Source organism: Acaryochloris marina MBIC11017 (assembly GCF_000018105.1).
GTDB classification, from domain to species: domain Bacteria; phylum Cyanobacteriota; class Cyanobacteriia; order Thermosynechococcales; family Thermosynechococcaceae; genus Acaryochloris; species Acaryochloris marina.
In genome coordinates, this window is sequence record NC_009925.1 from 5,711,563 (window position 1) to 5,725,689 (window position 14,127).

The 14,127-nt window shown below is 48.1% G+C and carries 12 protein-coding genes and 1 pseudogene; 6 read left to right on the forward strand and 7 right to left on the reverse strand.

Going from position 1 to position 14,127, the window contains the following annotated elements; genetic code table 11:
- The first annotated feature begins 27 nt into the window (after positions 1–27).
- On the forward strand, positions 28–4,233 hold the full coding sequence (locus AM1_RS25540) for a calcium-binding protein (RefSeq protein WP_012165817.1): 4,206 nt from the start codon (positions 28–30) through the stop codon (positions 4,231–4,233).
- 430 nt (positions 4,234–4,663) lie between these two features.
- Entirely contained in the window at positions 4,664–5,245 is a 582-nt protein-coding gene (locus AM1_RS25545; protein WP_012165818.1) for a hypothetical protein, read from the forward strand.
- On the opposite strand, the gene AM1_RS43315 is transcribed toward AM1_RS25545, so the two are convergent.
- Positions 5,220–5,822, reverse strand: coding sequence for a transposase (locus AM1_RS43315; RefSeq protein ID WP_049783824.1), 603 nt, complete (start codon positions 5,820–5,822; stop codon positions 5,220–5,222). The two genes, AM1_RS25545 and AM1_RS43315, sit on opposite strands and share 26 nt — an antisense overlap.
- 109 nt (positions 5,823–5,931) lie before the next feature.
- On the reverse strand, positions 5,932–6,468 hold the full coding sequence (locus tag AM1_RS25555; protein ID WP_049783712.1) for a helix-turn-helix domain-containing protein: 537 nt from the start codon (positions 6,466–6,468) through the stop codon (positions 5,932–5,934).
- Between the two features lie 422 nt (positions 6,469–6,890).
- Between AM1_RS25555 and AM1_RS44030 the strand changes: the two are divergent.
- Positions 6,891–7,496: pseudogene (locus AM1_RS44030) on the forward strand (mechanosensitive ion channel family protein); the annotation flags it as partial.
- Positions 7,497–7,611: 115 nt separating this feature from the next.
- On the opposite strand, the gene AM1_RS39980 reads toward AM1_RS44030, so the two are convergent.
- A protein-coding gene (locus AM1_RS39980; protein WP_202947661.1) for an IS1 family transposase occupies positions 7,612–8,317 on the reverse strand; the annotation gives its coding sequence in 2 pieces (ribosomal slippage) (positions 7,612–8,038 and positions 8,037–8,317; 708 coding nt in all).
- A 24-nt stretch (positions 8,318–8,341) separates the two neighbouring features.
- On the opposite strand from AM1_RS39980, the gene AM1_RS25570 reads away from it, so the two are divergent.
- From AM1_RS25570 to AM1_RS25580, 3 genes are all read left to right on the forward strand, one after another.
- The gene (locus AM1_RS25570; RefSeq protein ID WP_238549077.1) at positions 8,342–8,647 is read left to right on the forward strand and encodes a mechanosensitive ion channel family protein; all 306 of its coding nucleotides are present in this window, start codon (positions 8,342–8,344) and stop codon (positions 8,645–8,647) included.
- A gap of 141 nt (positions 8,648–8,788) precedes the next feature.
- Entirely contained in the window at positions 8,789–9,382 is a 594-nt protein-coding gene (locus AM1_RS25575; RefSeq protein WP_012165822.1) for a hypothetical protein, read from the forward strand.
- Positions 9,383–9,631: 249 nt separating this feature from the next.
- On the forward strand, positions 9,632–11,050 hold the full coding sequence (locus AM1_RS25580; protein ID WP_012162310.1) for an IS4-like element ISAcma16 family transposase: 1,419 nt from the start codon (positions 9,632–9,634) through the stop codon (positions 11,048–11,050).
- Between the two features lie 6 nt (positions 11,051–11,056).
- On the opposite strand, the gene AM1_RS25585 is transcribed toward AM1_RS25580, so the two are convergent.
- From AM1_RS25585 to AM1_RS25600, 4 genes are all read right to left on the reverse strand, one after another.
- Complete coding sequence (locus AM1_RS25585) at positions 11,057–12,094, reverse strand: IS701-like element ISAcma42 family transposase (RefSeq protein WP_012161146.1); 1,038 nt, start codon at positions 12,092–12,094, stop codon at positions 11,057–11,059.
- A 55-nt stretch (positions 12,095–12,149) separates the two neighbouring features.
- Complete coding sequence (locus AM1_RS25590) at positions 12,150–12,827, reverse strand: formylglycine-generating enzyme family protein (RefSeq protein ID WP_269150238.1); 678 nt, start codon at positions 12,825–12,827, stop codon at positions 12,150–12,152.
- Positions 12,828–12,964: 137 nt separating this feature from the next.
- Positions 12,965–13,681, reverse strand: a complete 717-nt coding sequence (locus tag AM1_RS25595; RefSeq protein ID WP_012165826.1) for a DNA alkylation repair protein — start codon at positions 13,679–13,681, stop codon at positions 12,965–12,967.
- The gene (locus AM1_RS25600) at positions 13,671–13,961 is read right to left on the reverse strand and encodes a small RNA NsiR4-regulated ssr1528 family protein (RefSeq protein WP_012165827.1); all 291 of its coding nucleotides are present in this window, start codon (positions 13,959–13,961) and stop codon (positions 13,671–13,673) included. The genes AM1_RS25595 and AM1_RS25600 overlap by 11 nt, the downstream gene beginning before the upstream one ends.
- Between the last annotated feature and the right edge of the window lie 166 nt (positions 13,962–14,127).

Sequence of the window (14,127 nt, forward strand, 5' to 3'; positions counted from 1 at the left end):
TTAGTAAAAAACACAAGGAGAAAACCCATGGGACGCGTTGTTAAAGCAGTAGTAAAAGAAGTGAAGAAAATTGCACCTTCCCCCACCAAGCACGGGGGTTGGGGCAATGACACCCTTATCGGATATATGCCCGTCAACTATCTTTATGGTCATGGCGGCAACGACACATTAAAAGCCTACGGTTGGAAAAACACAGTTGACGGTGGCAGTGGCAATGACCATGTGGAAGCATGGGGTGGTCGCAATACCCTCCGAGGCGGCTCTGGCCATGACCGCATTTATGGCTATGGTGGTTCGAATTATGCTCGCGGTGGTAGCGGTAATGATCAAATTCGTGTCTTTGGTTGGAGCAACACCGTTTATGGTGATTCAGGAAATGACTATATCCGTGCTACAGGTGCCAAAAACAAACTTTACGGTGGCTGGGGCAATGACAAGATTGAAACTACAGCCTGGGGCAATAAAGTTTACGCTGAATGGGGCGATGACCATGTAATCGCCAAAGGGGGCTGGAACCACATTGACGGAGGTTCTGGACGAGATTGGCTGCAAGTTTATGGCATTAAAAACCATATCAATGGTGGTTCTGGAGCTGATTGGTTAAGGGCTTATGGCGCTGAAAATACAGTCTACGGCGGTTCTGGTGATGACAGTATCAAGACATTTGCTGTAAAAAACACCGTCTACGGTGGCTGGGGCAATGACAAGATTGAGACTACAGCCTGGGGTAATAAAGTCTACGCCGAATGGGGCAATGACCATGTAATCGCTAAAGGGGGCTGGAACCATATTGATGGAGGTTCTGGACGAGATTGGCTGCAAGTCTATGGCATCAAAAACACTATCCAAGGTGGCTCTGGCGGTGATTGGATTGAAGCTTACGGTGCTCAGAATACAATTTACGGTGGTTCTGGAGATGACAACATTAAGACGTTTGCTGCATCAAACACAGTTTATGGTGAACAGGGCGACGACCATGTAATCGCTAAAGGGGGCTGGAACCATATTGATGGAGGTTCTGGACGAGATTGGCTTCAAGTTTATGGCATCAAAAACACCATTCAAGGTGGCTCTGACAGCGATTGGATTGAAGCTTACGGTGCTCAGAATACAATTTACGGTGGTTCTGGAGATGACAACATTAAGACGTTTGCTGCATCAAACACAGTTTACGCAGGGGATGGACATGACACGATTACAACTGCTGCTGTTTCCAACACCATCCATGCAGGTTCTGGGAATGACAAAGTCATTGCCCTCGGTGGAAAGAACACCGTTCATGGCAACGGAGGCAACAACACGCTAATTGCGGCGGGCGGATACAACCGTCTGACTGCAGGCTGGGGTAACGACACCCTGATTGCGGTCGGTGGTTACAACAACATGGATACAGGCCACGGCAACAACACCTCAGTGGGTGTCGGTGGTTTTAACACCATGAACGCTGGCCACGGCAACGACTTTATGTTTGGGTTTGGTGGAGCCAACAAAATAAATGCAGGCCACGGTCGCAACACTGTTATCGGTTTAGGTGGCGCTAACGTTATCAACTCTGGTTCTGGCAACGACACCATCATCGGTGTGGGGGGTGCCAATGTGGTCAATGCGGGGGATGGCAATAACACCGTTATCGGCTTTGGCGGACTCAACAAACTCCATAGCGGCAATGGTAACGACATCATGGTCGGTGTTGCCGCAGGTAACTGGCTCACCTCCGCTGGTGGTAACGACCTGATCATTGGCCTAGGAGCAGCCAACTACTTAAACGGTGGCGCTGGAAATGACATTCTGATCAGTGCAGCCGCAGCCAACGTTCAAGTCGGTGGCGAAGGCCAAGATGTGATGGTGGCCCTTGGTGCAGCCAATGCCATGGCGGGCGATACCGTCGGCAAAGACACCCTTAAGAACATGGCTAAAGATTTAGACCTGGGTTCTCTGAAGCTTTCTGATGCCAGCTTGCCAAAGTTAGACTTCTCCGACTTCAGCCTTCCCAACTTCAAAGAATTTGAAGTGGACTTTAGCGACTTGGGTGACGTTATCCCTGCCTTCCAAGCACCTAGCTTCTTTCTGGGTCAACTTCCCAATCCTGGCAGTCTGAAGTTCAGCTTGAACGGTCCAGAAATCAAGTTACCTGAACTACCTGATGTTCGCGACTTGTCCCTCGATACGCCTGATATTGGTTTGAACTTCCCAGGATTTGACTTTAAGGTCACGGGCTTTAAGAATGTGCAACTGCCTTCCATACAGATGCCCTCCATTAACCTGCCTGGCTCATTAATTCCCAGCCTGAAACTGCCCACATCTAGCATTGGTTTGCCTTCCCTAACGATTCCTAGCTTGAGCCTCCCTACTATCGATATTCCTAAGGTCAACCTACCTTCAATTCCCGTTCCTCAGGTCACACTCCCGACCCTCAATATTCCAGCTTTAGGCTTACCTTCCTTACCTGACTTGCCTTCTATTCCTTCGGTTAACCTTCCAGATCCCTTACAAACCCTTAAGGACAAAGCCAATAGCGTCGCCCAATCCATCAAGCTTCCCAATCTGACCCTGCCTAACTTCAATCTCTATAGCCACGGTGCCAACAGCGACATTATGGTTGCAGCCGGTAAAGCCAACTTCCTCCTCGGTGGTCAGGGCAGCGATATTCAAGTCTCTCTCGGAAAAGCCAATGCTCTCTGGGGTGGCGACGGTGCTGATGTCCAAGCTGCTCTGGGTGCAGTTAACATCCTATCGGGTGGTCGAGGTGATGATATCCAAGTCGCTGGCGGTAAGGTCAATGTAGTGGATGGTGGACTGGGTAACGATATCCAAGCTTCCATCGGTAAGTTCAACCTTCTCAAAGGCGGACAAGGGAATGACCTGATGTTGGCGGGTGGCTCCCTCAACAAGATGATGGGTCAGGATGGCAACGACATCATGATTGGTGGCGGTAAGCTCAACACCATGATGGGCGGAGCTGGTAATGACATCATGGTTGGCGGCGGTAAGTTCAATAAAATGCTTGCCGGAACTGGGGATGACCTGGTGGTGGGCGGCGGTAAGATTAATTCTTTATCCGCTGGCAAAGGTAACGACATCATGGTGGGCGGCGGTAAGTTCAACACCATGCTGGGGGGCGAAGGCAACGACATTCTCCTGGGTGGGGGTAAGACCAACACCATGCAAGGCGGTGCAGGGGATGACATCATCGTCGGTGGCGGTAAAATGAATCGCCTCTTCGGTGGAGCTGGCAATGACCTGATTCTAGGTGCCGGTAAGACCAACATCTTCAAAGGTGGCAAGGGTGACGATATCATCCTCGGTGCCGGTAAGAAGAATGTCCTCAAGGGTGGCGATGGCAACGACATCATCCTCGGCGGTGGTCAGACCAATAGCTTCACTGGTGGCAAAGGTAACGACATCCTCATCGGGGGCGGTAAGAAGAACACTCTCAAAGGTGGTGCTGGGGATGACATCCTCATTGGTGGCGGTAAGGAAAATAAGCTTATCGGTGGCAAAGGCAACGACTTTATCCTGGCTATCGGTCAAAAGAACACCTTTGACGGTGGTAAAGGCGATGATATTATCATTGGCCTCGGTCAGGAGAACAAAATCAAGTCCGGTTCCGGTAACGATATTGTCCTGGTCAAGGGAGCCAAGAATAGCTTTATGAGTCTGGGTGGTTTGAACCGCATCTACGGTGCCGGTAAGAACAACACTATCCAGGGTGGACAGGACAAAGACACCATCCATGCAGGTGGTGAGTCCAATACTTACGATGCGGGTGCTGGAGATGACACCCTGATTTCTATCGGTAACAACATCACCTTGACGGGTGGGGCTGGTAACGACACTTACCAAATCGGTAGCAAAGATGCGTTTGGCGCTTCTCTGGGGGCCAATCCTGGCGGAATTCGCACCACCACTATCGATAACCAAGGCGACGCCAGCACCACGGACAAGCTATTGCTAGGGGCCAATATTGATTACCGCAATATTGACTTCTCCAGAAGCGGCAATGATGTCCAGCTTAATGTCCTAGACACCAATGAGGTGGTTATCCTCAAGGATTGGTATGCGACGCCTCTATCCCAGCAGGTTGACACTATCCAAATTGGCAACGGAGCTTCTATCCAGAGTTCTCAGGTCAATGACATGGTGGACGCTTGGGATGCTTATGAGAACGCAGGGTCTACTCTAGCGGCTAAGACTCAGTTAGATTCAACCCTTAAGCAAGCCTGGGCTATCTAGAACCAACGACTGAATGAGTCGATTTAGGAGAGGAGGGAAACCTCCTCTTTTTTTTCTGCATGGAAGGGATGGATGCAGGTCGCTATCAATCCAGGGCGTTTCAGCAGGCTAATTCATGGCTGGCGAATTTTTTTCCACCGCTTTCGGTAAGTTGATCATCTCTAGGAGGGTTCAGCATTTCTACCTATCGGTAGAGGCGATTCTTATCACTCTTTTGTTTAGGTGGATATAGATCAGCCCCATGATTGGGTGGAGAGTATGTATAGCGCGATGGAGGCTCCAAGTTCTTTGGGTGAGGACTTATCGATTATGGCCCAATCAACCTCCGAACTATCGATGCTCGGAGGTGGTGAAAAGAGTCTTTTCCTCCTCCCTGTAAGAGAGCCAAGGATTTTACCTTGCTGTATTCAAACGTATTGAATGTGCCTGTATGAGTTATTTTCGAAACTTTAGACGATTTTTTCAGCCATTGAGTCATCTTTGGCGTTGGTTGGCTTTGGCCGTAGCTACCGCTATTCTTTGCAGTAATTTTGTCTGGATATCAGCGGCCATGGGTCAAATTCCTGGTAGCTTCCTGCCATCGATATCAGGCCAGGCGAATTCGTCCGCCAATCCAATTAAGGGACTGAAACAAAATTCCTCACTGAATGAGGATTTTGTGGTTAAGGGTATTTATTTAGATGGTCGGCGAATGGTTGATATTGCCGTTCCAGCTTCGAAAGTCCAAAATGACTCATCGGAGGAAACTGAAGAGTCTACGACGTCCGTGTCAATTTCTAACCGGGCCGAAGTGATTCAAGATCGGTTGCAAGACTTAGCGCAAGATAATCTCAATCGCAGCTCTCTGACCGTTGATTTTCAAATAGATCCTGAAAACCAGTTGCCTCGAATCATGGTCAATGGGAGCTATTTGATGACGGTGACGACCAGCGATGCAGAGGTTCAAGGGGACAATCTAGTGCAGAGATCTGTAAATAGTTCATCAGCTATAGTCGAGGTTGGAATCCCTTAAATTGCCATTGGAAAGGTTTGGCCATCGTGTGATTGAAATACTCAATAAATTCGAGGATGCGCTGTTGCAAATCATCCTTGGAGGTGAAATTGCCTCGACGAATCAATCGACGCACCAAAATACTAAACCAGCATTCAATCTGATTGAGCCAGGAGGTATGTTTGGGGATATAAACAAATCGGATCCGATGGCTGGGGTCGCTCAAGAAAGCTGTGCGAGTCTCCATCGATTTGAGAATACCGGATTGACCTTTAACACCTAACTCTGAATCCATACCGCAACAAGCAGCAACCCATCGCACCAAGGAAGCAGAGCGATGGGTATTGAGTTGGTCGAGTAGAAAAATCCATCCATCGTCCGGTGCTGTTTCAACGGTATTGGCAATATGATTGGCAAAGTCAAACTCTTTTCGAGTGGGTCCGATAGAAGGCGCAATCACCTTTCCCAGAGCCACGTGCCAGTTGGCAATCAAACTGAGGGTACCGTGCCGTTTATATTCAAATTCCAAGCGACGTGGTTGCCCTGGTTTCATGGCTTGGTCTAGGTATAGTCGTTCAAGCGCTTGAATGCCCGTCATTTCATCCGTACTGACAAGGTGAATCTGTTGAGCTGCCAATTCAGCTGCTGAGTCATACAGTTGACAAATCTGACGCACTTTCGCCTCGAACACCTCTGGGTCCTCAGGGTTAGCATTGAGCCAATAGCGACTCCGATGGGGCTGCAGCTGAGCCTCTCCCCAAAAAACGTCTCACACTGCTGGCCGACAGGTGAGGGACGATGCCGCGTTTAATCGCTTCATCAGCAATCTCTTCAGGTGTCCATTGACTCACAGGTCGGGCTGAGTCCTGGGGAGATTCACAGGCAATAGCCACAATTTGGATCACCTGCTCTGGGGTAAAGGTGGGTGGGACACCTGGACGCGGGGCATCTGTTAAAGCCTCCAACACTTGCTGGTGCAATTCTGTTTCGCTGTCGTCTACCTGCTCACAAAGGGCAAGACGCTCTTGATTATCAAGCCAGCGCTGACGCCAATAGCGAACTTGGTTGCGGTCGAGTTGCCATTGACGGCTAATCTGGGTGTTACTTTCGCCTGAGGCGGCTGATAGGATGATGCTTGCTCGACGTACCAAGCGATAAGGATTGGTGGTTTGTCGCACGATTTGGGTCAAACAATGGTGTTGTTGCTGCGATAGTTCGATTGGAGAAGCTTTGGGAGTTGGCATTGGCAGAAATCATATCTTGTGAAGAGGGTTTCTCTGACACTATCCGATTGATGACCAATCTTGTATAACTGCCGGATTATCTTCAAAATCTAGGACTAGAAACAGCGACTCAGGGAATCATTCAATCCATTAAGGATGGGCTTCAAAACTATAAGCGGGAACGTCAACCCGATTACCTAAGACGGCAAGGGTTGATTGCAGGTGGGCTCACCGTCGGATTGCTGGTATTGACGATTGGCATTAAGTATCGACAGCGACAACTTAAAGCTCGATACAAACAGATTTTGGCTGAGATTGAGAAGGCTGAGTCATTCGTAATTTCTTCTTCTGAATCAGATACCAATTCTAAGGAAACGTTATCTGAGCAGAGCAACGGGGTGGCCCAAAAGCAGCTTGCCAAACACAAAAGATTGAAAGTATGGATGGAACTTCGACAAAGATTATTGACGATTGGTCTGATTGGAATTTGGGCCGGAGGAGTGGCGTTAGTCTTGCGCCTTTTCCCCCAAACCCGGTGGCTGCAGTCATTGGTGTTGTCTGGTTTAGGGCAGGTACTCCTAAAAATTATTGTCATCCTAGTGGCGACCTATTGGGCGGTTCGGATCAGTTTTGTGTTGATCGATGGGATCTTCACTTTCTTGGGTCGAAGTAGTCTCCTCTCTTCTCCAGCCTCAGTGCGAAAACAGCAGCGGCTGCAAACGGTCGCAGGCATTGCTAAAGGAATTGTCACCATTTTGATGGGAATTATTGGATTCCTGATTGCGCTATCAACCCTGGGAGTCAATATTGGTCCTTTGCTAACAGGAGTAGGGATTATAGGTGTGGCGATATCCTTGGGTGCTCAGAATTTAGTGAAGGATATGATTAATGGATTTTTTATCCTGCTGGAAGATCAGTTTAGTGTGGGGGATGTGATTACCATCGGGGATGCGTCGGGATTTGTCGAAAAAATGAATTTGCGCATTACTCAATTGCGCAGTATTGACGGTGAATTAATTACGGTTCCAAACAGCAGTATTTCAGAAGTCAGAAATCATACGAATAAATGGTCTCGGGCCAACTTAGCGATCGCAGTTGGGTATCACACTGATCTGGATCAGGCGATTTCGATTATTGATGATGTTGCTCAAGAGATGGGTAGTCCTAGTCCTGTAAGGATGCATTGTAGTGATGGACAAACATCCAGATTGCTCCAATATGATTCTCTAGCTTTTTCGAAAACGACAGTGTCTTTCGAACTAACCGAGACACTCGCTGGCGCATGGTGCAATTAAATCGTTCAATGTAGCAGGTTTGGCCTGTTTCCTTGCCCACAGCTTGATGTCGTTGTTTGGGGAAAACACAGCCGTAGGCATCCCAAAAATCCGTGTAGGCAACCGCACATTGACGATAGATTCCTGGCAAGGAATTCCATAGCTGACGAGCACCTTGCTTGGAGCGTGCCCCCACATAAACACCGACTATCTCACGCGTGATGACATCAAGAGCAAGCCATATCCACTGTTTATTGCTCTTATCGTTCACAAATGACCACATTTCATCACATTGAAGAGTTAATCGGCCTTTTTTTTGATGATATGTTCACAGTACGAGGCACTGCTTCATACTTACAGTTCACGTACTCTTGTAACCAGCTTTCAGAAACATCACAGACCCTGGCAATACCTGCCAGAGGTATCTTTTCAAGCAATAGCTTATCGATCAGGCCTTTAGTGGATGAATCAATTCGCTTTTGCTGAGGAGCTTCCACAAACTGACGACCACAGGTTTTACATTTGTGGTTTTGCTTGCCATTATGGATTCGACCGTTTTTGACAACGTTTTGAGAACGACAGTTAGGGCAGGTCAATGTCGACATTTGTGATGCTGGATTTTGGATGTTGGATATATCTATCCTTACATCTGGCGGACTACCCAAGAGATGAATCGGGTGCAACCCTGGCAGGACCTTATCTTAGAGCCTCCTACAGTATTGGGGGTGGATGAATTCAATGAAAATCATCTGACGATTCGGTTGTGGATTAAGACTAAGCCGTTGAAGCAGTGGGATGTGGCTCGAGAGTATCGCCGTCGCCTTAAGAATGCCTTTGATCGAGAAGGCATTTCTAATCCTCTCCCCCACCGAACGATTCAGATTGAGAGTGCAAGTGAACTAAGCAATCTCAATGGTCGTAAATAGACCTCTGACATAAATTACAAAGGGCGGTATGTATCGTTCTAGCCGATTTTTTAATCGTCCTCAAACGTATACCCAGGTACAGCCAGATATGACAGGATTTACGATAATAGAAACGATGAATAATACCCTTTACAAACTTCCATGAAATCTATCGCTGAACGCTATAAAAGTCTCGCCGGAGCTTATGTCAAACTCTCTGACAAATTTCATCAGCTCGACGTGGCTCATATGAATCTCAAGGAAAAGCTGTTGCCTGCCGTTAAAGCTATCAACAGCTATCGTTCCTTAATCCAACAGCTTCAGCAGGATAAAGCCGAACTTGAGCGGACGGTTCAGACGCTCACAGAGCGACAGAAGTATTTGGAGGACAATCAGCTCACCCTGCAAGCGAAAGAGGTTGAGCTGTCGATGGCAGTCAATACCCTGACAAAGGAGAATACTGATTTACAGGTTGCCCTCCAAGACTTTCAGGCGAAGTACGAAGTGGTGTCTGGTTTTGAATCTCTATTAGCGTCTGAGCCTCAAGCCATGCTGACAGAGGCGGAACAGCAGATGGAACTAGTGGAAGAAACTCTGCAAGAGATCGCGCTCAACAGTGATCCTGACCTGAGCCAGGAAGAAAAAGAACTGATAGAGGCTTATCAAAAGGAAACCGAGAGTTTGTTTGGCTCTATGGAGCCTTTAAAGGACTGGGATTCTCCAGAAGTGCCAGAAGCGATACCCTGCGTTGCATAGGTGTAAATTTCTAAGGCGTTTTACTGTTATTTTGTAACTCCCCTGCAGTTGACGATGCGGGGGAGATTTTTGATGTGCGATCGCATGTTCAATACCGGGATGCGATCTCAACTTACAGGCTACTCAACCGACTTGGGGATAGAACAGACACAGGACAAACGCATTGACAGAAATTACACCCAATGTTCAAGAGAGCTATCCCAACAGTCAATGGCACTGACTTAAGAAGTCAGGAAAAAGCTACAAGTCTTGATAGATATAGGATCAAGACTTGCACGCCATAAACTTCTGCCTTTCACTATGTCTGAGTCAGCCGAAATTCTCAAGCAGCAATTTTCCCAAAGCCTGGGTTTACCGTGGACAGATATCCTTCCAGCCTCAAGGTTAGAGGAACTCCTGAAAGAAGAAGCATTCTCCTATCGCAACCGGATATATAGCCCCATCGTTACGCTGTGGGCCATGCTTTACCAAGTGCTATCAGCCGATAAAAGCCTTCGTAACACAGTCAAATGCATCACGACTTGGCTCACAGCGGCTGGCATCCAACCGCCCTCATCTGATACCGGAGCCTACAGCAAAGCCAGAAGTCGCTTTCCAGAGTCACTGTTGCAACGTTTAATTCCCGAAAGCGCTGAGTGCTTAGCGCAACCCCTCTCCCCAGAGCACCTCTGGTGTGGTCGGCCCGTCAAGGTCTACGACGGAACCACCGTGTTGATGGCTGATAGTGCGGCCAACCAAGCATCATATCCACAACATGGCAATCAAACAGCAGGCTGTGGTTTTCCCATCGCTCGCTTGGTAGTGTTCTTCTGCTTGGTTACCGGTGCAGTGGCGTCAGCTTGTATTGCCTCCTGGGACACCAGTGAAATTGTCATGAGTCGTTTGCTCTATCAAGACCTTGAGGTCGGTGATGTGGTCATGGCGGACCAAGCTTATGGCAGCTATGTTGATCTAGCCATCATTCAACAACACAGGGCTGATGGAGTGTTGCGTAAACATCATGCTCGCAAGACTGATTTCCGCAAAGGCAACAAGCATGGCATTGGTGATCATCAGGTGACATGGCATAAGCCAGCCCAACGGCCTGAGCACATGAGTGAGCAAGATTTTGCCCTGATTCCTCAAACATTGGTCGTTAGAGAGGTGTGTTTGCGCTTATCCCTTAAGGGCTTTCGCGACCAGCACATTATTGTGGTGACGACGCTGCTGGATGCTCAACGCTACAGCGCTGGGCAACTGACTCGCTTGTATGGCTGGCGTTGGCCAGTGGCGGAAGTCAATCTGCGCCATCTCAAAACCACCTTAAAAATGGAGATGCTCAGTGCCAAAACTCCGGATATGGTGCGCAAGGACATTTGGGTACATTTGTTGGGCTATAACCTACTCAGAAGTCTCATGGAACTTGCGGCACCGCTAGCAGATAATGCTAGAACTCAACTGTCTGTGCAAGGAGCACGACAACACTTCAATCAGATGCTTGCTTTGTTGGCGACAGCCAACCGTGCGACCAGAAAGCGGTTGTTTACTCATCTACTTGAGACCATGGCAGCCGATCTATTACCCTCTCGACCGAATCGGCACGAACCGAGAGTCGTCAAACGCAGACCCAAATCTTTCCCGCGAATGCGACAACCTCGCTCTGCTCTCAAAGCTAAGCTAGCTGTTTGATTGAGCTTAAGTCAGTGCCATTGATCCCAACAGTGGTTGTTCAAGAATGAACTGTCGCGCAACCTCCTGATATAAATTACGCTGGAGGGCATACCAGTTGTCTATCTGTTGGTGCCAGACTTGTAATTCAAGCTCTACAAAAGCCCTCAGAGCGCAAAAAACATGGGTATGAACAGCTTCCGTCAAACGCACCCGAAATCGCTGAAGCCCACACAGTTGTTTACCTGCACGATGAAAGCATTCAATACCCCAGTGCAGGGTATGTAAGTGCTCAAACTCTGCTTTACCAGCATAAGCTAGCTCTTTCGGGTCTGGCGCATAGAGAAGGTAATAGCGACACGATCCGTTTTTGAACCGCTGGCAAAAAAACTTGACGATGCCCACCCCTTTGAGATGAACGTGTAATCCTTGTTCTGAAATAATGAGGTTATCCACTCGTTGATACTGCTGAGCGCCCACTCGCACCTGTCGATTTTTGGCAACACCAACCAGGAATCCCATTTGCACGTCTTTGAGTAAATTGAGATTGGCCTTGGACGCATACCAAGCATCGCTAGTGAAGGTCGTCGGTCGGAGCCCCCAATCCAGAACTTCTTGGAGCATCTCCTGAAGATATTGATTCTTTGTTTTACCCTCCTGTTTGTCATAAATTCGATAGTTGATGGGGACTCTCAAGCCATTCGGACTGCTGTAGTACAGGGTGATTAAGGGAATTCCTAAAATGGGTTTGCTATATTTGCTACTCCAGTAATATCCCAGCAAGTCCATTTTCTTGGGGTTGCTGTAGAGTTTTTCGAGGATGGTATCATCAGCACTCACAATGCCTCCAGTAAGCTCAACCCATCCATTACCAACCAGCAAATCAAATAGGTCTTTGGGTTCATACCGTTCTCGAAGCAAAAAGCGATTGATGCTGTCGTGAGAGACATCTTGGAGGATTTCAGCCATATGGCTGCACCCATCTCCTTTGGGTTGAGCCAAGAGATAGCGGACATACAAGTCTTGGGTGCAATGAGCTGTTGAAGGCTTACTGGGTATTCGCAAGAGAGGTAGAACGTTAACAGCCTTTATCTCTACAACTCACACAATAAAGTCCATGTCAATGCGTTAGTCCTGAGACAATCCGAAACCCCTGAATTAAACCAGCAATAGGACTGCGACCACGATTCGCACAGCGACAGAGCCTCGGACCGCTGATGTAGGAACCGCCACGAGCTACATGATATTTAGGATTATGATCACTCCAAGCATTCCCATCCGTTGGCGCACCTTTATAGTTCCCATGCCAGGTATCAAGGCATAATTCCCAAACATTTCCATGCATGTCGTATAAACCAAATCCATTGGGAGGAAAGCAACCGACCTCTGTTGTCTGTTGCTGATTCTTTCCCTCGGAGCCATAGTTAGCGTCGTTATAGTTGGCAAGGGCGGGGGTAATCGTCTCTCCATAATGAAAGGGAGTTGACGTTCCGCCTCGGCAGGCATATTCCCACTCTGCTTCACTCGGAAGGCGGTAGTCCTTGCCACTTTTCTGGGACAGTTTTTGGCAAAAGCCCACTGCCTCATTCCAAGTAATATTTTCGACGGGCCGATTCGCTCCTTTGAATTGAGAAGGGTTTGACTCCATGATGGCTTCCCACTGGGCTTGAGTCACAGTAAACTGACTCATCAAAAATGGGGCGATGATCACATGATGTTGAGGCCGTTCCCGATCCCAACTTCCTTCCTCTGCTTCAGATGCGCCCATGATAAATTCCCCTCCTGGTATCTCAACCATATAAATAAAGGGTTGTTGATCAAGATGTTCAATATATTGCTGCAAGGCGGTTCATTGGGTAGAAAAGCCGATTTAGCCCCCAGTGTATTCCGATTTGTGTTGATGCTTGAAAGAGATGAAGTTGATCTCCAGGCTAGCTATACTAACCCTTTCAAGTATCTTTGTCGTTCAGATTGTGGGAATTTCTCAATTGCATACCGTAACATCGTCCTAGGCATCTCCTGGTAATGGGCTTTGAGAAAGGCTTTCTCTGTTTCTAAATCCCGTTTGCCAATTTCCCGCAGCATCCAGCCTACGGCTTTATGGATGAGATCTTCGTTGTCGTGTAGCAGTAGTTTGGCAATCGCTAATGCATCCTCAAAATCATGGTTGCGAATCCATTGTAAGGTCGCCATCATCGCAATTCGTCGCTCCCAAAGACTGGGAGACTGGGCAAGGGGGTAGATGGGTTGGCGATCTTTCTCTTCTAGGAAGGCCCCCACGATTTGGTAGGCAGAACTGTCTACCAAGTCCCAGTTGTTGATGAACTGGGTATGGCGGAGATAGAGACTATAGAGATTAGCTTGTTCTTCTTCAGGGGCTTTCTGGAATTGTTTGACCCAAACGAGAAGGGCGAATAGGCGCTCTTCATGAAAAGGGGATTGCAGAAGACGAATCACTTCATCATTGGGAAGTTTTTGATATCGAGTGACCTGCTGCCGAAGCACAGGCACCCGAATCCCTAAGAATTGATCCCCCTCTCCATATTCACCTGCCCCGGTTTTAAAGAATCGCTGAGAATGCTCAGCAATTTCTAGATTGGCTAGGGATAGGAGCTGTTGATGAGCAGCTTCAGCGGTCAGGTTATTTGCCACCGTAATAAAAAGCGATTTCCTTATCTTTTAAGGGAGCGAAGTCTGCATCCAAGAGCATTTGGTTCAGTTCAGCTTGAGCAATATGCTTGGCTCCAATGCGGACAATCCGCGATCGCATCGTATTTGATACGCCACTGCGCTGCCGATTAGACTCTAGGCCCATCACCTGATTGTAGAGATTGAGTTTGGCGGCGGGGATAGGAGAGCCATCGAGATCGAGACCGTTTGCGATCGCAGCATCAACAGCCTCAGCACCAGTTGTATTGCCAGTATTTGCCATATTAATAGGGGTTGCTCAGTTCACGTTGGGATTGTACCAATGATTGGGCTGTAGCTCACCCTCATTTAGGTAAAGAGATTGCACCTATGATTAGTAGGGGTATCATTCAGAGCACCTAGGAAATAAATAGGTGTAAAGAAGGGGCGGAATGTATACCTTTTCTTTC